The sequence below is a fragment of the Burkholderia sp. Se-20373 genome, assembly GCF_017104705.1.
Lineage (GTDB): Bacteria > Pseudomonadota > Gammaproteobacteria > Burkholderiales > Burkholderiaceae > Burkholderia.
Window position 1 is genome coordinate 26841 of record NZ_JAAGPH010000034.1, and the last position, 20921, is coordinate 47761.

The window sequence follows — 20921 nt, forward strand, 5'->3', positions numbered from 1 at the left end:
CATGCCCCCACTCGACACCCGCCCGCGCCTGGCTGATCCGGACGCGTTCTACGAAGCGCTGATCGACATGCATCGCGACCTGTCCGACGCCGACAGCCAGCTCGTCAACGCGAAGCTGATCCTGCTGCTCGCGAACCAGATCGGTGACGCCGACGTGCTGCGCGAAGCGATGGCGCTCGCGCGCCGGGGCGTGACGCCGCCCGTGCATCCGGCCGCCGAGGTGACGCAATGAGCGCGGCGCCGGCCGACGCGCGCGTGCTCGAAGTCGAGCGCGTGATCGACGAGACCCATCGCCCGGGCTTCCACTGGATGCTGCTCGTGTTGTGCGGGCTGTGCCTCGTGATCGACGGCTTCGATGCACAGGCGATGGGCTACGTCGCACCGAGCGTGATCGCCGAATGGGGCGTGCCGAAGCAGGCGCTTGGGCCCGTGTTCAGCGCGAGCTTGTTCGGAATGCTGATCGGCGCGCTCGGGCTGTCGGTGCTGGCCGACCGGATCGGGCGGCGCCCGGTGCTGATCGGCTCGACGCTGTTCTTCGCGGTGACGATGCTCGCGACGCCGTTCGCGGGTTCGATCCCGGTGCTGATGGCGCTGCGCTTCGTCACGGGCCTCGGCCTCGGCTGCATCATGCCGAACGCGATGGCGCTGGTCGGCGAGTTCAGCCCGGCCGCGCATCGCGTGAAGCGGATGATGATCGTGTCGTGCGGCTTCACGCTCGGCGCGGCGATCGGCGGCTTCATCAGCGCCGCGCTGATTCCGGCGCTCGGCTGGCGGTCGGTGTTCTTCGTCGGCGGCGCGGTGCCGCTCGTGCTGACGATCGCGATGGTCGCGCGGCTGCCGGAGTCGCTGCAGTTCCTGGTGCTGAAAGGGCGCGTCGCGCAGGCACGTGAGTGGCTCGCGCATTTCGCGCCGCAGGCCGGCATCGATGCGAACACGCGGATCGTCGTGCGCGAGCGCGCCGCAACCGGCGCGCCGGTCGCCGAGCTGTTCAGCCACGGCCGCCTGCCGGTCACGCTGCTGCTGTGGTCGATCAGCTTCATGAACCTCATCGACCTGTACTTCCTGTCGAACTGGTTGCCGACCGTGATGCGCGACGCGGGCTATTCGCCGGGCACGGCCGTGATCGTCGGCACGGTGCTCCAGACGGGCGGCGTGATCGGCACGCTGTCGCTCGGCTGGTTCATCGAACGCTACGGCTTCGTGCGCGTGCTGTTCGCCTGCTTCGCGTGCGCGGCCGTGTCGGTGGGGCTGATCGGCTCGGTCGCGCATGCGTTGCCGTGGCTGCTGGTGGTCGTGTTCGCGGGCGGGTTCTGCGTGGTCGGCGGGCAGCCGGCCGTGAACGCGCTCGCGGGCCAGTATTACCCGACGTCGCTGCGCTCGACGGGCATCGGCTGGAGCCTCGGCATCGGCCGGATCGGCTCGGTGCTCGGGCCGCTCGTCGGCGGACAACTGATTGCGCTCAACTGGTCGAACGGTGCGCTGTTCCACGCGGCCGCGGTGCCCGTGCTGTGCTCGGCGCTGTTCGTCCTGGGGCTTGCCGGTGTGACGCGGCGCAACGGCGCGCAGGCGCCGAACGCCGCGATGAATTGAGGGAGAAAGGAAACGATGATGCTTGACCTGTCTAAACCGGCGACCGCCGGCTACCAGAGCGGTTTCGCGAACGAATTCGCGACCGAGGCACTGCCCGGCGCGCTGCCGCACGGCCGCAACTCGCCGCAGCGCGCGCCGTACGGGCTGTATGCGGAGCAGTTGTCGGGCACGGCGTTCACCGCGCCGCGCGGCCACAACCGCCGCTCGTGGCTGTACCGCATCCGCCCGGCGGCCGTGCACCGGCCGTTCGAGCCGTATGCGGGGCCGCAACGGCTCGTGTCGGAGTTCGGCGATTCGACCGACGTGCCGCCGACACCGCCGAACCAGCTGCGCTGGGATCCGCTGCCGATGCCGGTCGAGCCGACCGATTTCGTCGACGGGCTCGTGACGATGGCCGGCAATGGCTCGGCCGCCGCGATGAACGGCTGCGCGATCCACCTGTACGCGGCGAACCGCTCGATGCAGGATCGCTTCTTCTACAGCGCGGACGGCGAACTGCTGATCGTGCCGCAGCAGGGGCGCCTGTTCATCGCGACCGAATTCGGCCGGGTCGACGTCGAGCCGTTCGAGATCGCGGTGATCCCGCGCGGCGTGCGTTTTGCCGTCACGCTGCCGGACGGCGATGCGCGCGGCTATATCTGCGAGAACTTCGGCGCCCAGCTGCGCCTGCCGGATCTCGGCCCGATCGGCTCGAACGGTCTCGCGAACCCGCGCGACTTCCTGACGCCGCACGCCGCGTACGAAGACCGCGAAGGGGCGTTCGAGCTGATCGCGAAGCTGAACGGCCGGCTGTGGCGCGCGGACATCGGCCATTCGCCGCTCGACGTCGTCGCGTGGCACGGCAACTACGCGCCGTACAAGTACGACCTGCGCCTGTTCAACACGATCGGCTCGATCAGCTACGACCATCCCGATCCGTCGATTTTCCTGGTGCTGCAGTCGCAGAGCGACACGCCGGGCGTCGACACGATCGACTTCGTGATCTTCCCGCCGCGCTGGCTCGCGGCCGAGGATACGTTCCGCCCGCCCTGGTTCCACCGCAACGTCGCGAGCGAATTCATGGGGCTCGTGCACGGCGCTTATGACGCGAAGGCCGAAGGTTTCGTGCCGGGCGGAGCGAGCCTGCACAACTGCATGTCGGGCCACGGGCCCGACGCGGATACGTTCGAGAAGGCGTCCGCGAGCGACACGACGAAGCCGCACAAGGTCGACGCGACGATGGCATTCATGTTCGAAACCCGCACGCTGATCCGGCCGACGCGCTACGCGCTCGACACCGCGCAGCTGCAGGCCGACTACTTCGAATGCTGGCAAGGCATCAAGAAACATTTCAATCCGGAGCAAAAATGAGCGATACCCAAGACTGGCGCGCGACGCTCGACCCGGCCCGCAAGAGCTGGGTCGAGACGGCGAACGACGCCGCCTGCGATTTCCCGATCCAGAACCTGCCGTTCGGGATCTTCAGCGATGCGAAGCAAGCGTCGCGCCGTGCGGGTGTGGCGCTCGGCGACCAGATCGTCGATCTCGCGGCGCTCGCGCGCGCGGGCCTCGTGACGCTGCCGGCCGGCGCCGACGTGTTCGCCGCGCCGACGCTCAATGCGTTCATCGCGCTCGGCCGTGACGCATGGCGTAGCGTGCGCGTGCAGCTGTCTGATCTGCTTTCGCGCGACAACGCGCGGTTGCGCGACGATACGGCGCTGCGTGCGCAGGTGCTCGTCGCGCAGCGCGACGCGACGCTGCATCTGCCGGTCGACATTCCCGGCTATACCGATTTCTATTCGTCGAAGGAGCACGCGACCAACGTCGGCTCGATGTTCCGTGATCCGAAGAATGCGCTGCTGCCGAACTGGTCGGAGATGCCGATCGGCTACAACGGCCGCGCGTCGTCGGTGGTCGTGAGCGGCACGCCGGTGCGGCGCCCGAACGGGCAACTGAAGCTGCCCGACCGGGAGCGCCCGGTATTCGGCGCGTGCCGCAAGCTCGACATCGAACTGGAGACGGGTTTCATCGTCGGGAAGGGCAACGCGCTCGGCGAGCCGATCGCGTGCGAGGATGCGGAAGCGCATATCTTCGGGATGGTGCTGCTGAACGACTGGAGCGCGCGCGACATCCAGCAGTGGGAATACGTGCCGCTCGGGCCGTTCAATTCGAAGGGCTTCGCGACGACGATCTCGCCGTGGATCGTCACGCTCGACGCGCTCGAACCGTTCCGCGTCGCGCAGCCGGAGCAGTCGCCGCAGCCGCTCGCGTATCTGCGGCACGCGGGCAAGCATGCGTTCGACATCGCGCTGGAAGTGACGCTGCGCGCGGAAGGGGCGGCCGAAGCCACGTCGATCAGCCGCACGAACTTCAAGCACATGTACTGGACGATGGCGCAGCAGCTCGCGCATCACACGGTCGCGGGCTGCAACACGCGCGTGGGCGACCTGATGGGTTCGGGCACGATCAGCGGGCCGACGAAGGATTCGTTCGGCAGCCTGCTCGAACTGACGTGGAACGGCAAGGAGCCGGTCGCGCTGAACGGTGGCGGCAGCCGCGCATTCATCGAGGACGGCGACGAGCTCACGCTCGCCGGATGGTGCCAGGGCGACGGTTACCGGGTCGGCTTCGGCGCGTGTGCGGGCAAGATTTTGCCGGCGCGCAGCGCGTGACGGATCGCAGCGCGAAACGTTACGCGTAGGTCACGTGTCGATCGCGCGTAGTCCGGAAGGACAGGGTGGCCCGCATTGCGCGGGCCGTTTTCGTTTACTTCGGGAGGGACGCGAGCAGGCTGACGCGTATCGGTTCATGGCGCTGCGCGCCAACGCCAACGCCAACGCCAATCTGCATCAAACCGCGCGTTGCAGCGCGACGCGACGCTCCCACAGCGCGGCCGCGACGAACGCCGCGACACAGACGACCAGCACGCCGACCAGTGCGTGGCTGCCCAGTTGTTCCATCAACGCGCCGGCGACCAGCGGGCCGCCGAAGCTCGCGGCGCTCCACGACGCCGACACGAGCGAGCTCGCGGTGACGAGCGCCGCACCGCGGAAGCGTTCGCCGCATGCGACGAGCGACAGCGTGTAGATGCTGCCGGCCGCCGCGCCGAGCACGAACAGCAACGGCCAGCACAGCCACGGATTGGCGATCACGAACGGCAGCAGCGGCAGGCCGGCGAGCACGATCCAGCCTGCGCCGAGGTGCACGCGCTCGCGGCCGAGCTTGTCCGCGAGCCAGCCGATCGGAAACTGCATCGCGGTATCGCCGAACAGCATGATCGACGCGAGCAGCACGGCAGTGGCGCTCGCGACGCCGTGATCCATCGCGTAGAGCGGCAGCAGCGACAGCGCGAGCGTATCGAACAGCGCGAAGAAGCCCGTGCCGATGATCAGCGCGGGCATGCGCGGCAGGATGTCGAGCCAGCGGCCGTGCGCTTCGTGATGCGCGTCGTCGCCGGCGAGCGGCGCGCGCCGGATCGTCGCGAGCGTCGGCAGCGCGAGCAGGAACAGCGCGCCGCACAGCGCGAAGCGGATGCTCGTCGCGCCCGCGATCTGGCTCACGAGCACGGGGCCCGCCATCTGGAACAGCGTGAAATTGGTCGCGTAGATCGCGACGACGCGGCCGCGCGTCGAATCGTCGGCGAGCTGGTTGACCCACGCCTCGCCGATCGTGAACAGCAGCATCAGCGCGGCGCCGCACAGCACGCGCAGCGCGCCCCAAAGGATCAGGTCCGACGTGAACTGCATCAGCGCGGTGGCCGCCGCGAGCAGCACGACCGACACGACGATCGCGCGGCGCGAGCCGATGTGCCGCGCGAGCGCGGTGACGAACGGGACGATCGCGAGGCCGCCGAGCGCCTGCGCAGCCGTCAGCATCCCGACCACGTTGGTGCCGTGTCCGGCCTCGGTCAGTGCGAGTGCGGTGAGCGGCAGCGTGGCGCCGGTGCCGAGACCGACGACCGCGACGCTCAGAATGAGTGCGAGGAAATCGCGATTAAGAATGGCTTTCATCGGCGGGGATGCTACACCGCGGACCTTGAAAGGTCCATGAAGGCCATCAGCTTCGAGTGGAGTTGTGCACGCAACGATTTCGACAGGGTTGCGTTACACGTACTCGGTCGGCGCTGCCACCGGTCGGCGTTCGAGCGACGCCGACCACAGCGTGAGCGCGAGCGCCGCGACAGCCATCGCAACGCCGACCCACGGCAGGTTCACGAGCGATACGCCGGATCCGATCGCCATCCCGCCGAGCCATGCGCCGGTCGCGTTGCCGAGGTTGAACGCACCCTGGTTCAGCGTCGACGCGAGGTTCGGCGCGTCGCTGGCACGGTCGACGATCAGGATCTGCAGCGGCGGCACGATCGCGAACGCGAGGATGCCCCACACGAAGATCGTCGCGAGCGCGGCGAACGGCAGGTGCATCGTGCCCGCGAACAGCGCGAGAACCACGCCGATCAGCGCGAGCGTCGCGATCAGCGACGGCATCCGGCGCCAGTCGGCGAGCTTGCCGCCGAGCGTGCCGCCGACCGTCAGCCCGAGGCCGAACAGCAGCAGCACGTAGGTGACCTGGCGTGGCGAGAAACCCGTCACGTCTTCGAGGATCGGCGTGATGTACGTGAACACGCTGAACAGGCTGGCCGAAGCGAGCACGCTGATGCCGAGCACCATCAGCACCTGCGGGTGCTTCAGCACGCTGAATTCGCGCGTGATGCTGGTGTCGGGCATCGCGAGATGCTTCGGCAGGCAGACGGCAAGCGCGGCGGCCGCGGCGATGCCGATGCCGGTGACGGCCCAGAACGTCGCGCGCCAGCCGTATGCCTGGCCGAGCGCGGTGCCGAGCGGCACGCCGAGCACGTTCGCGAGCGTGAGGCCGGTGAACATCAGCGCGATCGCCTGCGCGCGACGGTTCGGCGCGACGAGGTTGCTCGCGACCACCGAGCCGATCCCGAAGAACGCGCCGTGGCAGAACGCGGTGACGACGCGCGCGGCCATCAGCACCGCATAGCCCGGGGCGATCGCGCAGAACAGGTTGCCCGCGATGAACAGCCCGATCAGGCCCATCAGCGCGCGTTTGCGCGGCATCTTCGCGGTGACGATCGCGAGGATCGGTGCACCGATCGTCACGCCGAGCGCATAGCCCGACACAAGCATGCCGGCGGCCGGGATCGACACGCCGAGATCGCGCGCGACATTGGGCAGCAGCCCCATGATCACGAACTCGGTGGTACCGATTCCAAATGCGGCGACGGCGAGGGCGAAAAGAGGTAAGGGCATCGCGGTGGGCTCGGGAAAAGCCGCCGCTCGGGCTGGCGCGGAATGCGCGGGACGGGCGGGCGGTAAGGCGAACGACAGCCGCGATTCTACTTCAGTGAAAACCCCTATGCTTGGGGCCAAAACGGTTGTTGCCGGCGTGCGACGCGATTGCCCGCGTGACGCTCACAGTGTGGGATTCGGCGGGGGGCGGCGGTGAAATTGCGGGGGGCGGAACGATGATGGCGGGGGCGTTAGGCGATGCGTTCGGGGGACTCGCCGACGCTCGTGGTCGAAGCGCTTGCCGGGTCGCCCCCAGTTTCCGTTGCCGCATCCGCCACGTCCGCGCGCGACGACGGCGAGCCGGCGGCTTCGATCGCGGCCGGATCGTCCCAGCCGTTTTCGAACAGGCACGCCTCGATCGGCATCCGCGCCGCCCAGCGCTCCTGCTCGAGCATCGGCTTTGCATAGAACGCGTCGACGTGCCCGACGCACAGCACCGCGATCGGCTTCGCGCCGTCGGGCATCCGCAGCAGCGCGCGCAGCGCATCGACGTCGAACAGCGATACCCAGCCCATCCCGAGCCCTTCGGCGCGGGCCGCGAGCCACATGTTCTGGATCGCGCAAGCCGCGGACGCGAGATCCATCTCCGGCAGCGTGCGGCGGCCGAACACGTGGCGCTCGCGGCCGTCGGCGAGCGCGACGACCAGCAGCTCGCCGCATTCGCGTACGCCTTCGACCTTCAGCCGCATGAATTCGTCCTGTCGCTCGCCGAGCGCGTCGGCGGTCGCACGGCGCTCGGCCTCGACCAGCGCGTGGATCGCGGTGCACAGCGCCGGATCGGTGATGCGGATGAAGCGCCACGGCTGCATGAAGCCGACACTCGGTGCGTGATGCGCCGCGCGCAGCAGGCGCGCGAGCACGGCGGGATCGACGGGCGCCGGCGTGAAGTGGCGCATGTCGCGCCGTTCGAAAATGGCGCGGTAGACGGCGGCGATGTCGGAATCGTCGAAACGCATGGACGGGAGGAGGCGGGATAACGTCGGCGCAACGATAGCAGACGGCGCGCGCACCGCGTTACATCATTTGAAACAAAGCGCGAAATTGTTGATGCAAAAGGTCGTGTTTTCAGCGGCGATCAAAAGCAAACGATTGCGGTATCGCTTGCAGCCATGAAACGAGCCGGTTTCGTCGATTTCTCAGCGATTCGCGGTCACGACGTTCTGCGGCGTGCCGGCATGCCACGCCTCGATGTTCAACAGTGTGGTGTGCGCGATCTCGGCGAGTGCCTCGCGCGTGAAGAATGCCTGGTGCGACGTGACGATCACGTTCGGGAACGTCAGCAGCCGCGCGAGCACGTCGTCCTGCAGCGGCAGGTCGGAGTGATCCTCGAAGAAGAGCCCGCTTTCCTCTTCGTACACGTCGAGCCCGAGATGGCCGAGCTGGCCGCTCTTGAGCGCGTCGACCAGCGCCTGCGCATCGACGAGGCCGCCGCGCCCGGTGTTGATCAGCATCGCGCCGTGCTTCATCCGCGCGAGCGTTCGCTCGTTGATCAGATGGTGCGTCGACGGCAGCAGCGGGCAGTGCAGGCTGACGATGTCGGCGTGGTGCAGCAATTCGTCGAGCGCGACATAGCGCGCGCCGAACGCGATCAGCTCGTCGTTGTACGGCGGTACCGAGTGCGCGAGCACATGCATCCCGAAGCCCATCATGATCTTCGCGAACACGCTGCCGATGATGCCGGTGCCGATCACGCCGACGGTCTTGCCGTGCAGGTCGAAGCCGAGCAGGCCATTCAGCGAGAAGTCGCCTTCGCGGGTGCGCGCGACGGCGCGCGGCAGGCGGCGGTTGAGGGCGAGGATCAGCGCGACCGCGTGCTCGGCAACCGCGTGCGGTGAATAGGCGGGCACGCGCACGACCGTGATGCCGAGCCGCTCGGCGGCGGCCAGGTCGACGTGGTTGAAGCCCGCCGAGCGCAGCGCGATCAGGCGCGTGCCGCCGTCCGCCAGCCGTTCGAGGACGGCCGCGTCGACGGTGTCGTTGACGAACGGGCAGACGACGTCATAGCCATGCGCGAGGATCGCGGTTTCCGCGTCGAGGTGCGACGGCTGGAAGTGCAGCCGATAGCCGAACTGCCGGTTGGCGGCAGCAAACGAATCGTCGTCGTACTGCCGGCTGCTGAACAGGATCACGCGCACGCTGCACCTCCGAAGGCTGACGCGCGCAGTTTACTGCAGCCCCGTGACGATGTCGGAGCGGTCGGGCCCGCGCGACGGCCGCAGGAAGCCGTAATCGGTGCGTTCGCGGTCCGGCTGCGCGCTGAAGTGATCGAGCGCGTGCTCGACGAAGCTGCGCGTGCGGGCCGGCACGTACTGGCGGTTCGGATAGACGAGCGACAACTGCGTGTCGGGATCGTCGATCCGGTAGCCGGCCATGAGCCGCACGAGCGCGCCGCTGGCGAGCGCGCTGGCGACGCACGGCTCGGGCAGCACGGCGATGCCCGCCCCGGCCACGGCCGCCGCGTGGACGAGCGCGAGCTGGTTGACCGTGCAGGTCGGACGCACCGTGACGGAATGTGCGACGCCGTCGTGGCCGACCAGTTGCCACGCGGGCGCATGCTGGTGCGGCGCGAGCGTGACCCAGTCGTGGCCAGGCAGGTCGTCGGGCAGGCGCGGCTCGCCGCGTCGCTCGAGATAGGCCGGTGCCGCGACCGCGACGAACGGGTTCGGTGAAAGGGCGTGGCCGATCAGCGTCGGGTTGCCGTCGAGCCGGTTGCCCGTGACGATGCCGACGTCGTACCCGGAATCGAGCACGTCGAGCGGCCCCTCGGCGACGGTCAGCTGCACGCGCAACTCGGGGTAGCGGCGCCGGAAGCTGCTGACGAGCGGCGTCAGCGCAAGCGGCGACAGCAGGCCCGACGCGACGACGCGCAGCGTGCCGGCCGGTTCGCGCACGGCATGCGCGACGGACGATTCGAGGTGATCGAATTCCTCGAGCAGCGCCCGGCACCCGTCGAGGTAGCGCACGCCGGCCTCGGTGAGCGACAGGTTCCGCGTGGTGCGGTGGATCAGCCGGGTGTTCAGGTGGCCCTCGAGCATCGCGATCGAACGCGTGACGAGTGCATTGGACACGCCGAGATGGTGCGCCGCGCGCCGGAAGCTCTGTTGCTCGGCGACGCAGACGAATACACGCATGGTCTGAATCTGGTTCATGGCTTGCGTATTTCTGGCCCGGTTGATTGATTATGGTTGTGGCTTTACGCCGCGCGACCTCGAAATCGCCTCGCGCGGCCCTCAGTTTTCCGTCGTATCGAAAAATCGTTTTCTTCGATTCCGCAGATGATTGTTCAATACAGCGCGATATCCGTCAACCTGAGAAAAGCGGCGGGTTGCGGAAAATCGAAATCGGGAGTAACGCGTTAAACGTAGTGCTGTCTGGCATGCCTGCCGTTCAAAGGTGGCACGATATTCGATAAGCATGTTTGGTGCGAATATTGTCTATTTTATTCAACGGGTTGTGAGCTATTTGTGTGAGTTTGTTCAGCTATTGGAAGGAAGCGTGCCCCAATTCATGCCGCAATAATGGATGTTTTGGATTGTGCGAGGGTTTTGCGTATCGGATTCCGCGTGATGATTTTCATCACGGATCTGGTCTATTTCAATCGATACGGAAGTCGCGCTGAAGCGGCGACGTTGACGGAGCGCGGTGTTATTGGCGGAGAAAATCGTGCGCTTGACGCCCGAGTGGAACCGTTTCACACCCTGGCCGACAATCCGTTTTCAATCCGGATGAGCGGTGTGCGACCCGCGCACGGCCGGCTGGCCCGGTTCGGCGACCGGGCCACCATCGCGCTGTCCGGCCGCGCGTGCCTCTTGCGCGAGGCGGCGGAACGCGGAATGATCGTTTAGTCCGCCATGCAGCGCGGCGGGCGTCCGTGCACTTCCTTTCCTCACCTTTTACCAGCCATGTCCATCGATTACTCGCCGATTCCCTGTCCCGTCGTCGTGCCGCTCGACGCGATCCTGCCCGAAGAACCGCTGCTGATGATGGGGGCCGGCCCGGTCCCGATCCCGGCCGCCGTCGCGAAGGCGAACACGGTCGTGATCAACCACCTCGGCGCGACGATGGCGAAGATCATCGAGCAGGTGAAGGAGATGGCGCGCTACGTGTTCCAGACCCGCACGAAGTGGGTGCTCGGCGTCGCGGGCCCCGGTTCGGCCGCGATGGAGATGGCGATCTCGAATCTCGCATGGCGCGGCACGCGCGTGCTGTCGATCCGCAACGGCTTCTTCAGCGCACGGATGGCCGAGATGGCCACGCGCGTCGGCGCCGACGTCTCGACACTCGAAGTGGCTGACCGCGCGGTCGCCGGCCTCGACGAGATCGCGGACGCGATCGCGCGCGAGCGGCCCGAAATCGTCACGATCGTGCAGGGCGAGACGTCGAACACCGTATGGAACCGCGACCTGCGCGACATCGCGGCGCTCGCGAAGGCGGCAGGCGCGCTGGTCGTGGTCGACGCGGTGTGCACGCTGTCGACGATGCCGCTCGAGATGGACGCGTGGGGCATCGACGCGGTGATCACCGGCGGCCAGAAGGGGCTGTCGTCGATCCCGGGCGTGTCGCTGATCGCGTTCTCCGACGCCGCATGGGAGCGCATGAAGCATCGCCCCGAACCGAACGCGCACTGGTGCCTCGACATGGCGCTCGCGGAGAACTTCTGGCACAACGCCGGCTATCACTACACGGCGCCCGTGTCCGGCGTGCTCGCGCTGCACGAAGCGCTGCGGCTCGTCTGCGCGGAGACGCTCGAAAGCCGCTTCGCGCGCCACCTGCGCTGCTCGCTCGCGCTGCAGGCGGGCGTCGAGTCGATGGGGCTCAAGCTCTATGCGCCGAAAGACTGCCGGCTCAATTCAGTGGTGGGGATCGAGACGCCGGAAGGGCTCACGCCGGGAATGGTCTGCGGCCATATCTCGAAGCAGTACCAGGTCGAGATTTCGGGCTCGTTCGGCTTGCCGATCGTACGGATCGGGCAGATGGGCGAGCAGTGCCGCGAACACAACCTGTTCCGCACGCTGCATGCGTTCGGCCGCACGATGGTCGACCTGAAGGTGCCGGTCGACCTGCCGGCCGGCGTCGCGGCGCTCGAACAGGAACTGTCGCGGCGCGGCGCGTAAGCGGGGAACGGGAAAAAGGGGCCGCACTCAGCGGCCCTGCATCGCGCGCCGGTACGTGTTCGGCGTCGTGCCATGTGCGTCGCGAAAGCGATGGCTGAAGTGGCCGGCGTTCGCATAGCCGCAGTCGGCCGCGATCTGCGCGAGCGGCAGCGCCGTCGTGCGCAGCAGCTCGCGTGCCCGCGCGAGGCGCTGCTCGGCCACCCACGCGTGCGGCGCGCGGCCGAACGACAGCCGGAACATCCGCGAGAAGTGGTACTCGGACAGTGCGGCGACGTCCGCGAGTTCGCCGAGCGTCAGCGGTTGCGTCAGGTACGTGTCGATGTAGTCGCGCACGCGGCGGCGCACGGCCGGTGCGAGCCCGCCGCGGAACGACGTGTCGGTGCGGGTCGTGCTCTGCCCGCGCAGCAGCAGGCTCAGCACCTCGTGCGCGGTCTCGTTCACGCGTAGCCGTTCGTCGGCATCGTCCCAGCCGTCCAGCGCGAGCGAGCGCAGCAGCGCGGCGACGCGCGCATCCTCGAAGTAAGTGCGGTCGGCGAGCTTCAGCTCGCGCGGCTCGCGGTCGAGTTCGCGGATCGCGCGCTGCGTGAAGTGTTCGGGCAGGAAATACAGGTGGATGAAGTGCATCTCGCCGCGCACCCACCAGCGCGATTCGTGGTCGCCCGGCAGTGCGCACAGCAGGCTCGGCGCGCCGTAGCGCGGCACGCGCTGGCGTTCGGTCCGGTAACCGCCGTCGAGGTAGCACGACAGCGTGTGGTGGCCCGGCTGCTCGTAGACCGTCTCGCTTTCGTCGGTGATCCGCGTCCATTCGGCGATGGCCAGATGGTCGCCGAGCCACGCGAAGCGCTCGAGCGTCGCGTTCGCGTCCGCGAGCGTGCGGCAGACCGACTGCAGGCCGAACGGCAGATCGCCGCCCGCCAGGGCGGTGGGGTGGTCGACGGGGGGCGCGGAAAGGGAGAGGCTCATGATGGGCCGAGTATAAGCGGGCGCGCGGCGCCGCGTGCGGCGGCCCGAAAAAGACCGCAATTCCGGACAATCGGCGCGCGCCGGGCGGCGGCATAGTCGGGATCCGTTTCACCTGCTTTTGGGATCGTTGCCGCCATGAACCTGTCGCTTTATTTCGTCACCGTGCTGATCTGGGGCACCACCTGGATCGCGATCAAATGGCAGCTCGGCGCCGTGCCGCCGCCCGTGTCGATCGCCTGGCGCTTCTGGCTCGCGGCCGCCGTGCTGTTCGCGTTGCTGCGCGTGATGCGCCGGCCGGTGCGCCCGCCGCGCGAAGCGTGGCGCTTTCTCCTCGCGCAGGGCTTCGCGCTGTTCTGCCTGAACTTCCTGTGCTTCTACTATGCGGAGCAGGTCGTGCCGAGCGGCCTCGTCGCGGTGATCTTCTCGACCGCGCCGCTGCTGAACTCGATCAACGGCCGGCTGTTCATGGGCCGTCCGCTGCGGCCGTCGGCGATCGCCGGCGCGCTGCTCGGGCTGGCCGGCATCGCGTGCCTGTTCTGGCAGCAGATGGCCGGCCATCTCGACGACCACGCGACGTGGATGGGGCTCGCGATCGCGTTCGCGGGCACGATGTGTTTCTCGATCGGCAACCTGCTGTCGAGCCGGATGCAGTCGATGGGGCTGCACCCGCTCGCGACCAATGGCTGGGCGATGCTGATCGGCGCGGCGATCCTGACCGTCGGCAGCGTGGTGGCCGGGATGCCGTTCACGCTCGACACGAGCCCGCGTTATCTCGGCGCGCTCGTCTACCTGGCCGTGCCCGGCTCGGTGATCGGCTTTACCGCCTATCTGACCCTCGTCGGCCGGATCGGGCCGGAGCGCGCCGCGTACTGCACGGTGCTGTTCCCGATCGTCGCGCTGGCCGTGTCGACGGTGTTCGAGGGCTACCAGTGGTCGCCGCTCGCGGTGGTCGGCCTGCTGCTGGTGGTGGCCGGCAACCTGGTCGCGTTCGACCTGACGCGGCGGTTGTTTTTGCGGACGGCGTGAGAAGTTCGGAGCTGCGCGAACGCACGATCGAGGAACGTGGCGAACGGTCGATTGGGTTGACACGGTTGACTTGGTTTCGAGTCGGGGCTACGCTTGATCCTTCCGGTCGTGACGGGAGGTGATGATGATTGCGCGGGCTCATGCGCTGGAAGGGACAGGCGTCGTTCTTGACGTCGAGACGGAGGAAGCGCTGCGCAGCGCTGTCGGTGCGGCGACCATGCTCGGCCCGGATCGCGCGCGGGCGCTGCTCAGCCTGTCTGACGAGCAATTGGGGCACCTGTTCAAGGTCGGCATCGCGCAGGTCATCGATCTGGCCGGCACGATCACGTTCGGCATTGCTGCGGCCGCGACGCGCGACAGGAAGGCGACCGCCGGGAAGAAGCGGGCGGCGCGCGTCGTCGCCGATCCGGAGCGGCAGGTGCAGGCGGAACGGCACATGCTGGTCGCCGACGGCAAGCTGCTGCCTGCCGCGCAGACATGGGGCGGCCTCGGCATGACGCGGCAGGCGCTCAGCAAGGCGGTGGCGTCCGGCCGGATCTTCACGGTCGATGTCGGCGCCGCACAGTACTACCCGGCCTTCTACCTGGCGGGGGACATCGATCGCAAGACGTTGGGCAAGGTGACCCAATGTCTGGGCGGTTTGCCGGGATGGAGCAAATGGCAGTTCTTCACGACGCCGAAGGCGTCCCTGGGCAACGTTACGCCACTCGTCGCGCTGTCGCGCGGGAAGGTGGATGAAGTCGAGCGCGCCGCGACGGCGTTCGCCGAGCGCTAGGCGGTCGGTTTGCTGACGGCGCCGGGGGAACATTTCGTGAGCGCAATGCTGGTGACTCGCGAAGTTACGCCGACGGCGCTGGTGCGTATCTCGCGATATGCGACCGGCGAGCCTTACTTCGGGAAATCGGGCGGCAATCGCTTCGACGATCCGCGCAAGCGGCGGCGGTACGGCACGAGCTATTTCGGCTTCGATCTGCATTGCGCATTCGCCGAGACGGTGCTGCACGACGAAGTCGCCGATCTGGTGCTGGGCGGTTTCCGCTCGTAACGACCGAACTCGATCGCTACGTCCTTTCATTTGACGGCGCGCCGCTGACCGTCGCCGTCCTGCACGGCTTGCCGCTGAAACATCTCGGTGGTGACGGTGCGTTGTCGACCATCGCACCGTACGACGTTCCGCAACAGTGGTCGCTTGCCGTCCACCGGCATCCCCGTCGCGTCGACGGGTTTTTGTACATGTCGCGCCATCTCAACACGTCGGAAGCGCTCGTGCTGTTCGATCGTGCCAAACCGAAGCTCTCGCTCGGGCGCGCCGTTCCGTTCAGGCGTCATCCCGACGCGGTCGGCGTATTGCGGGACTTCAACGTACTGCTGCGTTGACCCCGCGTGGTGCGGGCGGCAACGCGCCTCCCGCTTCTCATGCCGCCGCGCCGCTCTCCGCCACCCGCGCCTGCCGCTGGTACAGCACCATCGACAGCGCGACGCCCGCGGCAGCTGCCACCGCCGCGAACAGGAACACCTGCGGATAGCCGAACGCGCCCGCGACATAGCCGGCGAGCGGGCCCGTGATGCCGAGCGACAGGTCGAGGAACACCGAGTACGCGGACAGCGCCGCGCCGCGGCTCGCGGGCGGCACGAGCGCGACGGCCTCGACGCCGAGCGCCGGGAAGATCAGCGCGAAGCCGAAGCCGGTCAGCGCGGCGCCGACGAGGGCGATGTGCGGTACCGGCGCGAGCCACAGCAGCAACAGGCCCGAACATTCGAATGCGAACGACACGATCGCGACGCGGAAGCCGCCGTACGTCTTGATCGTGTTCGCGAACAGCAGGCGCGCGCCGATGAACAGCGTGCCGAACACGGTCAGCGACAGGGCGGCGTTCGGCCAGTGGCGCGCCGCGTAGTACAGCGTGACGAAGGTCGCGATCGAGCCGAAGCCGGCCGAGCCGAGCGCGAGGCCGAGGCCGTGCGGCAGCACCCGCGTAAACACGCTCGCATACGACATCCGTTCACCGTGCACGAGCGGCACCGATGCGATCAGGCGCGCGAGGTAGAAGCCGATTGCGGCCAGCGCGATCACGAGCACGCCGATCAGCGCCGGATTCAGCGTATTCGCGATCGCGACGCCGACCGGTGCGCCGAGCGCGAGCGCGCCGTAGGTCGCGATGCCGTTCCACGAGATCACCTTCGCGTTGTGCGTGACGCCGACCCGGCCGATGCCCCACAGGATCGCGCCGGTGCCGCACAGGCTCTCGCCGACGCCGAGTACGAGCCGGCTCGCGACCAGCAGCACGAGGCTCGCGACCGGCCAGTGCGCAAGCAGCAGCGCGACGAGCAGCAGCACGCCCGACACGCCGCAACCGACCAGCCCGCGCAACACCGTCTGCTTCGGGCCGAGCGTATCGGCCAGGCGCCCGGCGAGCGGCCGCGACGCGAGCGTCGCGAAATACTGGACGCTGATCGCGCCGCCCGCGACGATCGCGGAAAAGCCGAGGTCGTCATGGACGAAGCCCGGCAGCACCGCGAGCGGCAGGCCGATGGTCAGGTAGCAGATGAATGTGAAGCAGACGACGGACACGATTTGCAGCGTGACCGCGAACCCGCTGCGCGGCGGTGTGGCGGAATCGGTTGACATGGGGTCGGAACGAATGAACGAGACGGGCAGAGGACGGCGAAAAAGGGAATCGGGATTTTCCCATGGAACCGGTTTTCCCGCAGGTACCATTTAGTTCATCGCGACCTGTTTTCGGGGATCCCGGACGTTCGCGGGGATGCAGGGAAGGCGTCAGGAGCGCCGTGTGGAAAGGCCGCCGGGCGGGCCCGGCGCTCATATCGCGGCAGTTATATGGGCCCCATGCGTGATGGGCTATGGGTTGCGAAATTTGATGGTGATAGCGTGCAAACTGTCAGAAAAACGTCGGTCGAGCGCACAGCGCGGGCCGCCTTGCCCCCCATTTGAAGAACCATCGAGACATGAGTGAGCCGATCCGCTTCTACCATCGTCACGCGATCCGCGAAGTCAGCGGCGCCGACGTTACCCGCACCGTGCTGCAATACCTGCGCGAGGACGCGCATTGCACCGGCACCAAGGAAGGCTGCGCGGAAGGCGACTGCGGCGCGTGCACGGTCGTCGTCGGCGAGCTGACCGACGCTGGCGCGGTCGAGTTCAAGGCCGTCAACGCATGCATCCAGTTCCTGCCGACGCTGGACGGCAAGGCGTTGCTGACGGTCGAGGACCTGCGTCAGCCGGACGGCGCGCTGCATCCGGTGCAGCAGGCGATGGTCGACTGCCACGGCTCGCAATGCGGGTTCTGCACGCCCGGCTTCGTGATGTCGATGTGGGCGCTGTACGAGAAGCACGGCCACGAGGGCTGCGGCAGTGCCGGCACGTGCGCGAAGGCGAAGGACGTGCCGACGCGCGCCGAGATCGCCGATGCGCTGACGGGCAACCTGTGCCGCTGCACCGGCTATCGCCCGATCGTCGATGCGGCCGTGCAGATGTTCGACGCGGCCGGCGACGGTGCGCCGGCCCGGTCGGCGCCGGTCGACACGGCCGCGCTGGCCCGCACGCTCGCGTCGCTCAAGCGCGACGACACGTTCGACTACACGACGATCAACGGCGCGCGCTTCGCGGCGCCGCGCACGCTCGACGCGCTGGCCGCGCTGAAGGCCGAGCGGCCCGACGCGCGCATCCTGGCAGGCAGCACCGACATCGGCCTGTGGGTCACCAAGCAGATGCGCCGGCTCGACGACCTGATCTACGTCGGCCAGATCGCCGAACTGCAGAACATCGTGCGCGGCGACGACTGGATCGAAATCGGTGCGGGCGTGACGGTCGAGAAAGGGTATGCGGCGCTGGCCGGCCAGTATCCGGAACTGACCGAGATGTGGAAGCGCTTCGCGTCGCTGCCGATCCGCAACGCGGGCACGATCGGCGGGAACGTCGCGAACGGCTCGCCGATCGGCGATTCGATGCCGGGCCTGATCGCGCTCGGCGCGCGCGTGGTGCTGCGCGGCGGCGACACGGTGCGCGAGCTGCCGCTCGAGGCGCTGTACACCGGCTATCAGCAGAAGGACATGGCGCCGCACGAATTCGTCGTCGGCCTGAAGGTGCCGACCCGCACCGGCGCGCGCGAAAAGCTGCAATTCCGCACGTACAAGCTGTCGAAGCGGTTCGACTCCGACATCTCGGCCGTGTGCGCGGCGTTCGCGTTCATCGCGGACGGCGACACGATCCGCGAGCCGCGCATCGCGTTCGGCGGGATGGCGGCGACGCCGAAGCGCGCGGCGCACACGGAAGCCGTGCTCGACGGCGCGCAGTGGCACGAAGCCACCGCGCAGGCCGCGATGCAGGCGCTCGAGCGCGACTACCAGCCGCTGTCCGACATGCGCGCGACGAGCACGTACCGCCTCGATACCGCGAAGAACCTGATGTATCGCTTCTGGCTGGAGACGCGCCCGCACGACCCGCTGCCGCCGCAAGCCCTGAATGTGCGTGAAGTGGCCGCCGAACTCGGCACCGACGCGGCGCGCGTCTGAAGACGGAGAACACCGAACATGAACCAGCAAGCAGAACCGTTCCTGAGCACCCTCGACCCGCAAGCCGACGCGGCGCAGGTCCACGTATCGCGCGCGCACGAATCCGCGCACCTGCACGTCAGCGGGCGTGCCACCTACACCGACGACATCCCGGTCGTCGCGGGCACGCTGCACGCGGCGCTCGGCCTGTCGGCGAAGCCGCACGCGAAGATCGTGTCGATGAACTTCGACGCGGTGCGCGCGACGCCGGGCGTGGTCGCCGTGTTCACGGCCGACGACATCCCGGGCGTCAACGATTGCGGCCCGATCATCCACGACGATCCGGTGCTCGCGAAGGGCATCGTGCAGTTCGTCGGCCAGCCGATGTTCATCGTCGTCGCGACGTCGCATGAAACCGCGCGGCTCGCCGCGCGCCGCGCCCAGGTCGACTACGAGGAGCTGCCGGCGATCCTCACCGCGCAGGAAGCACGCGCGGCCGAAACCTACGTGATCCCGCCGCTGAAGCTCGCGCGCGGCGACGCGGCCGCGCGGCTCGCCGTCGCGCCGCACCGCGAGTCGGGCGAAATGCTGCTCGGCGGCCAGGAGCAGTTCTACCTCGAAGGGCAGATCGCGTACGCGGTGCCGAAGGACGACGACGGGATGCACGTGTACTGCTCGACGCAGCACCCGAGCGAGATGCAGCACCTCGTCGCGCACGTGCTCGGCGTCGCGTCGCACAACGTGCTCGTCGAATGCCGCCGGATGGGCGGCGGGTTCGGCGGCAAGGAATCGCAGTCGGGCCTGTTCGCGTGCTGCGCGGCGCTCGCGGCGTGGAAGCTGCTGTGCCCGGTGAAGCTGCGTCCGGACCGTGACGACGACATGATGATCACCGGCAAGCGGCACGACTTCCATTACCGCTTCGACGTCGGCTACGACGACGACGGCCGCATCGACGGCGTCGCGCTCGACATGACGTCGCGCTGCGGTTTCTCGGCCGACCTGTCGGGCCCGGTGATGACGCGCGCGGTGTGCCACTTCGACAACGCGTACTGGCTGGGCGACGTGAACATCGCCGGCTACTGCGGCAAGACCAACACGCAGTCGAATACCGCGTTCCGCGGGTTCGGCGGCCCGCAGGGCGCGTTCGCGATCGAGTACATCCTCGACGACGTCGCGCGCGCGCTCGATCGCGATCCGCTCGACGTACGCTATGCGAACCTGTACGGCAAGACCGAACGCAACGTCACGCCGTACGGGCAGACGGTCGAGGACAACGTGCTGCAGGAGCTGCTCGGCGAACTCGAAGCGACGAGCGACTACCGCGCGCGGCGTGCGGGCGTGCGCGAATTCAACGCACGCAACCCGGTGCTGAAGAAGGGCATCGCGATCACGCCGGTGAAGTTCGGCATCGCGTTCAACGTCACGCACTTCAACCAGGCCGGCGCGCTGGTGCACATCTATACCGACGGCTCGGTGCTCGTGAACCACGGCGGCACGGAGATGGGGCAGGGGCTCAACACGAAGGTCGCGCAGGTCGTCGCGCACGAGCTCGGCATCCGCTTCGGCCGGATCCGCGTGACGGCGACCGACACCAGCAAGGTCGCGAACACGTCCGCGACCGCTGCGTCGACGGGCTCGGACCTGAACGGCAAGGCCGCGCAGGATGCGGCGCGCCAGTTGCGCGAGCGGCTCGCGGTGTTCGCGGCGAAGCAGTTCGGCGACGGCACGGTCGATGCGGCCGACGTGAAGTTCGCCAACGACATCGTGTGGGTGGGCGGCAACGGCGTGCCGTTCGGCGAAGTGATCGCGAAGGCGTACCTCGCGCGCGTGCAGCTGTGGTCCGACGGTTTCTACGCGACGCCGAAGCTGTACTGGGATCAGTCGAAGCTGCAGGGCCGGCCGTTCTACTACTACTCGTACGGTGCGGCCGTGTCGGAAGTCGTGATCGACACGCTGACGGGCGAGATGCGCACGCTGCGCGTCGATGCGTTGCACGACGTGGGCGCGTCGCTGAACCCGGCGCTCGACATCGGCCAGGTCGAAGGCGCGTTCATCCAGGGGATGGGCTGGCTCACGACCGAGGAGCTGTGGTGGAACAAGGGCGGCAAGCTGATGACGCATGCGCCGTCCACGTACAAGATCCCGACGGTGAACGACACGCCGCCCGAATTCAACGTGAAGCTGTTCAACAACCGCAACGTCGAGGACAGCATCCACCGTTCGAAGGCCGTCGGCGAGCCGCCGCTGCTGCTGCCGTTCTCGGTGTTCTTCGCGGTGCGCGATGCGGTGGCCGCGGTCGGCGACTACAAGGTGAACCCGCCGCTCGATGCGCCGGCGACCGGCGAGTCGATCCTGCGCGCGGTCAGCGCGGTGCGGGCGGCACGCGCCGGTCAGGCAGGCTGAGATGAAACGGCCCCCCCGTTCT

Annotated in this window: 19 protein-coding genes; 12 read left to right on the top strand and 7 right to left on the bottom strand. The window is 68.1% G+C overall.

Annotated features, from left to right (window positions below; translation table 11 throughout):
• The first annotated feature begins 1 nt into the window (after position 1).
• From G3N96_RS14225 to fahA, 4 genes are read left to right on the top strand one after another with little or no spacing between them, the layout of a single operon-like run.
• Positions 2-232 carry a DUF2783 domain-containing protein gene (locus tag G3N96_RS14225; RefSeq protein WP_206137587.1) on the top strand — a complete coding sequence of 77 codons (231 nt, stop codon included), beginning with the start codon at positions 2-4 and terminating at the stop codon, positions 230-232.
• Positions 229-1590 (top strand): MFS transporter, encoded by a 1362-nt coding sequence (locus G3N96_RS14230; RefSeq protein WP_206137588.1) that lies wholly within the window; start codon positions 229-231, stop codon positions 1588-1590. Before G3N96_RS14225 ends, G3N96_RS14230 begins: the two co-directional genes overlap by 4 nt.
• A 15-nt stretch (positions 1591-1605) precedes the next feature.
• Complete coding sequence (gene hmgA, locus G3N96_RS14235) at positions 1606-2940, top strand: homogentisate 1,2-dioxygenase (RefSeq protein ID WP_206137589.1); 1335 nt, start codon at positions 1606-1608, stop codon at positions 2938-2940.
• Positions 2937-4241, top strand: coding sequence for a fumarylacetoacetase (fahA, locus tag G3N96_RS14240; protein ID WP_206137590.1), 1305 nt, complete (start codon positions 2937-2939; stop codon positions 4239-4241). The genes hmgA and fahA overlap by 4 nt, the downstream gene beginning before the upstream one ends.
• A gap of 177 nt (positions 4242-4418) precedes the next feature.
• Here fahA and G3N96_RS14245 read toward each other — a convergent pair whose 3' ends face one another.
• From G3N96_RS14245 to G3N96_RS14265, 5 genes are all read right to left on the bottom strand, one after another.
• Entirely contained in the window at positions 4419-5579 is a 1161-nt protein-coding gene (locus tag G3N96_RS14245; RefSeq protein ID WP_124576593.1) for an MFS transporter, read from the bottom strand.
• Between the two features lie 93 nt (positions 5580-5672).
• On the bottom strand, positions 5673-6842 hold the full coding sequence (locus tag G3N96_RS14250) for an MFS transporter (RefSeq protein ID WP_206137591.1): 1170 nt from the start codon (positions 6840-6842) through the stop codon (positions 5673-5675).
• A gap of 230 nt (positions 6843-7072) precedes the next feature.
• Positions 7073-7837 (bottom strand): 5,6-dimethylbenzimidazole synthase, encoded by a 765-nt coding sequence (gene bluB, locus G3N96_RS14255; protein ID WP_206137592.1) that lies wholly within the window; start codon positions 7835-7837, stop codon positions 7073-7075.
• A 180-nt stretch (positions 7838-8017) separates the two neighbouring features.
• Positions 8018-9016, bottom strand: a complete 999-nt coding sequence (locus G3N96_RS14260) for a 2-hydroxyacid dehydrogenase (RefSeq protein ID WP_011351100.1) — start codon at positions 9014-9016, stop codon at positions 8018-8020.
• A 30-nt stretch (positions 9017-9046) separates the two neighbouring features.
• Entirely contained in the window at positions 9047-10030 is a 984-nt protein-coding gene (locus G3N96_RS14265) for a LysR family transcriptional regulator (RefSeq protein WP_124576597.1), read from the bottom strand.
• A gap of 417 nt (positions 10031-10447) precedes the next feature.
• Here G3N96_RS14265 and G3N96_RS14270 point away from each other — a divergent pair, with 417 nt between their 5' ends.
• Positions 10448-10726, top strand: a complete 279-nt coding sequence (locus tag G3N96_RS14270; RefSeq protein ID WP_185634112.1) for a hypothetical protein — start codon at positions 10448-10450, stop codon at positions 10724-10726.
• A gap of 57 nt (positions 10727-10783) precedes the next feature.
• Positions 10784-11995, top strand: coding sequence for an alanine--glyoxylate aminotransferase family protein (locus G3N96_RS14275; RefSeq protein ID WP_124576599.1), 1212 nt, complete (start codon positions 10784-10786; stop codon positions 11993-11995).
• 27 nt (positions 11996-12022) lie between these two features.
• On the opposite strand, the gene G3N96_RS14280 is transcribed toward G3N96_RS14275, so the two are convergent.
• Positions 12023-12958, bottom strand: coding sequence for an AraC family transcriptional regulator (locus tag G3N96_RS14280; protein WP_089439334.1), 936 nt, complete (start codon positions 12956-12958; stop codon positions 12023-12025).
• Positions 12959-13093: 135 nt separating this feature from the next.
• Here G3N96_RS14280 and G3N96_RS14285 point away from each other — a divergent pair, with 135 nt between their 5' ends.
• The 4 genes from G3N96_RS14285 to G3N96_RS14295 all read left to right on the top strand — a co-directional run bounded on the left by G3N96_RS14285 (position 13094) and on the right by G3N96_RS14295 (position 15361).
• Positions 13094-13984: an EamA family transporter gene (locus tag G3N96_RS14285; protein WP_124576601.1), complete on the top strand. Its 891-nt coding sequence runs from the start codon at positions 13094-13096 to the stop codon at positions 13982-13984.
• Positions 13985-14105: 121 nt separating this feature from the next.
• Positions 14106-14759 (top strand): hypothetical protein, encoded by a 654-nt coding sequence (locus G3N96_RS14290; protein ID WP_241022637.1) that lies wholly within the window; start codon positions 14106-14108, stop codon positions 14757-14759.
• A 9-nt stretch (positions 14760-14768) separates the two neighbouring features.
• Positions 14769-15029, top strand: a complete 261-nt coding sequence (locus G3N96_RS39200) for an RES domain-containing protein (RefSeq protein ID WP_241022633.1) — start codon at positions 14769-14771, stop codon at positions 15027-15029.
• Entirely contained in the window at positions 14960-15361 is a 402-nt protein-coding gene (locus G3N96_RS14295; RefSeq protein WP_241022634.1) for an RES domain-containing protein, read from the top strand. The genes G3N96_RS39200 and G3N96_RS14295 overlap by 70 nt, the downstream gene beginning before the upstream one ends.
• Positions 15362-15398: 37 nt before the next feature.
• Here G3N96_RS14295 and G3N96_RS14300 read toward each other — a convergent pair whose 3' ends face one another.
• Positions 15399-16613: an MFS transporter gene (locus G3N96_RS14300; protein ID WP_206137593.1), complete on the bottom strand. Its 1215-nt coding sequence runs from the start codon at positions 16611-16613 to the stop codon at positions 15399-15401.
• Between the two features lie 338 nt (positions 16614-16951).
• Here G3N96_RS14300 and xdhA point away from each other — a divergent pair, with 338 nt between their 5' ends.
• Entirely contained in the window at positions 16952-18517 is a 1566-nt protein-coding gene (gene xdhA / locus G3N96_RS14305) for a xanthine dehydrogenase small subunit (RefSeq protein ID WP_206137594.1), read from the top strand.
• A gap of 18 nt (positions 18518-18535) precedes the next feature.
• Entirely contained in the window at positions 18536-20899 is a 2364-nt protein-coding gene (xdhB, locus tag G3N96_RS14310) for a xanthine dehydrogenase molybdopterin binding subunit (protein WP_206137595.1), read from the top strand.
• The last annotated feature ends 22 nt before the right edge of the window (positions 20900-20921 follow it).

What these genes read in the sequence shown, in the direction of transcription:
- bluB (WP_206137592.1), bottom strand. Translation starts at nt 7,837, where the DNA reads ATGCGTTTCGACGATTCCGACATCGCCGCCGTCTACCGCGCCATTTTC.
- G3N96_RS14285 (WP_124576601.1), top strand. Translation starts at nt 13,094, where the DNA reads ATGAACCTGTCGCTTTATTTCGTCACCGTGCTGATCTGGGGCACCACC.
- G3N96_RS14245 (WP_124576593.1), bottom strand. Translation starts at nt 5,579, where the DNA reads ATGAAAGCCATTCTTAATCGCGATTTCCTCGCACTCATTCTGAGCGTC.
- G3N96_RS14300 (WP_206137593.1), bottom strand. Translation starts at nt 16,613, where the DNA reads ATGTCAACCGATTCCGCCACACCGCCGCGCAGCGGGTTCGCGGTCACG.
- G3N96_RS14230 (WP_206137588.1), top strand. Translation starts at nt 229, where the DNA reads ATGAGCGCGGCGCCGGCCGACGCGCGCGTGCTCGAAGTCGAGCGCGTG.
- G3N96_RS14280 (WP_089439334.1), bottom strand. Translation starts at nt 12,958, where the DNA reads ATGAGCCTCTCCCTTTCCGCGCCCCCCGTCGACCACCCCACCGCCCTG.
- G3N96_RS14275 (WP_124576599.1), top strand. Translation starts at nt 10,784, where the DNA reads ATGTCCATCGATTACTCGCCGATTCCCTGTCCCGTCGTCGTGCCGCTC.
- G3N96_RS14250 (WP_206137591.1), bottom strand. Translation starts at nt 6,842, where the DNA reads ATGCCCTTACCTCTTTTCGCCCTCGCCGTCGCCGCATTTGGAATCGGT.
- xdhA (WP_206137594.1), top strand. Translation starts at nt 16,952, where the DNA reads ATGAGTGAGCCGATCCGCTTCTACCATCGTCACGCGATCCGCGAAGTC.
- xdhB (WP_206137595.1), top strand. Translation starts at nt 18,536, where the DNA reads ATGAACCAGCAAGCAGAACCGTTCCTGAGCACCCTCGACCCGCAAGCC.
- hmgA (WP_206137589.1), top strand. Translation starts at nt 1,606, where the DNA reads ATGATGCTTGACCTGTCTAAACCGGCGACCGCCGGCTACCAGAGCGGT.
- G3N96_RS14270 (WP_185634112.1), top strand. Translation starts at nt 10,448, where the DNA reads ATGATTTTCATCACGGATCTGGTCTATTTCAATCGATACGGAAGTCGC.
- G3N96_RS14265 (WP_124576597.1), bottom strand. Translation starts at nt 10,030, where the DNA reads ATGAACCAGATTCAGACCATGCGTGTATTCGTCTGCGTCGCCGAGCAA.
- G3N96_RS14290 (WP_241022637.1), top strand. Translation starts at nt 14,106, where the DNA reads ATGATGATTGCGCGGGCTCATGCGCTGGAAGGGACAGGCGTCGTTCTT.
- G3N96_RS14225 (WP_206137587.1), top strand. Translation starts at nt 2, where the DNA reads ATGCCCCCACTCGACACCCGCCCGCGCCTGGCTGATCCGGACGCGTTC.
- fahA (WP_206137590.1), top strand. Translation starts at nt 2,937, where the DNA reads ATGAGCGATACCCAAGACTGGCGCGCGACGCTCGACCCGGCCCGCAAG.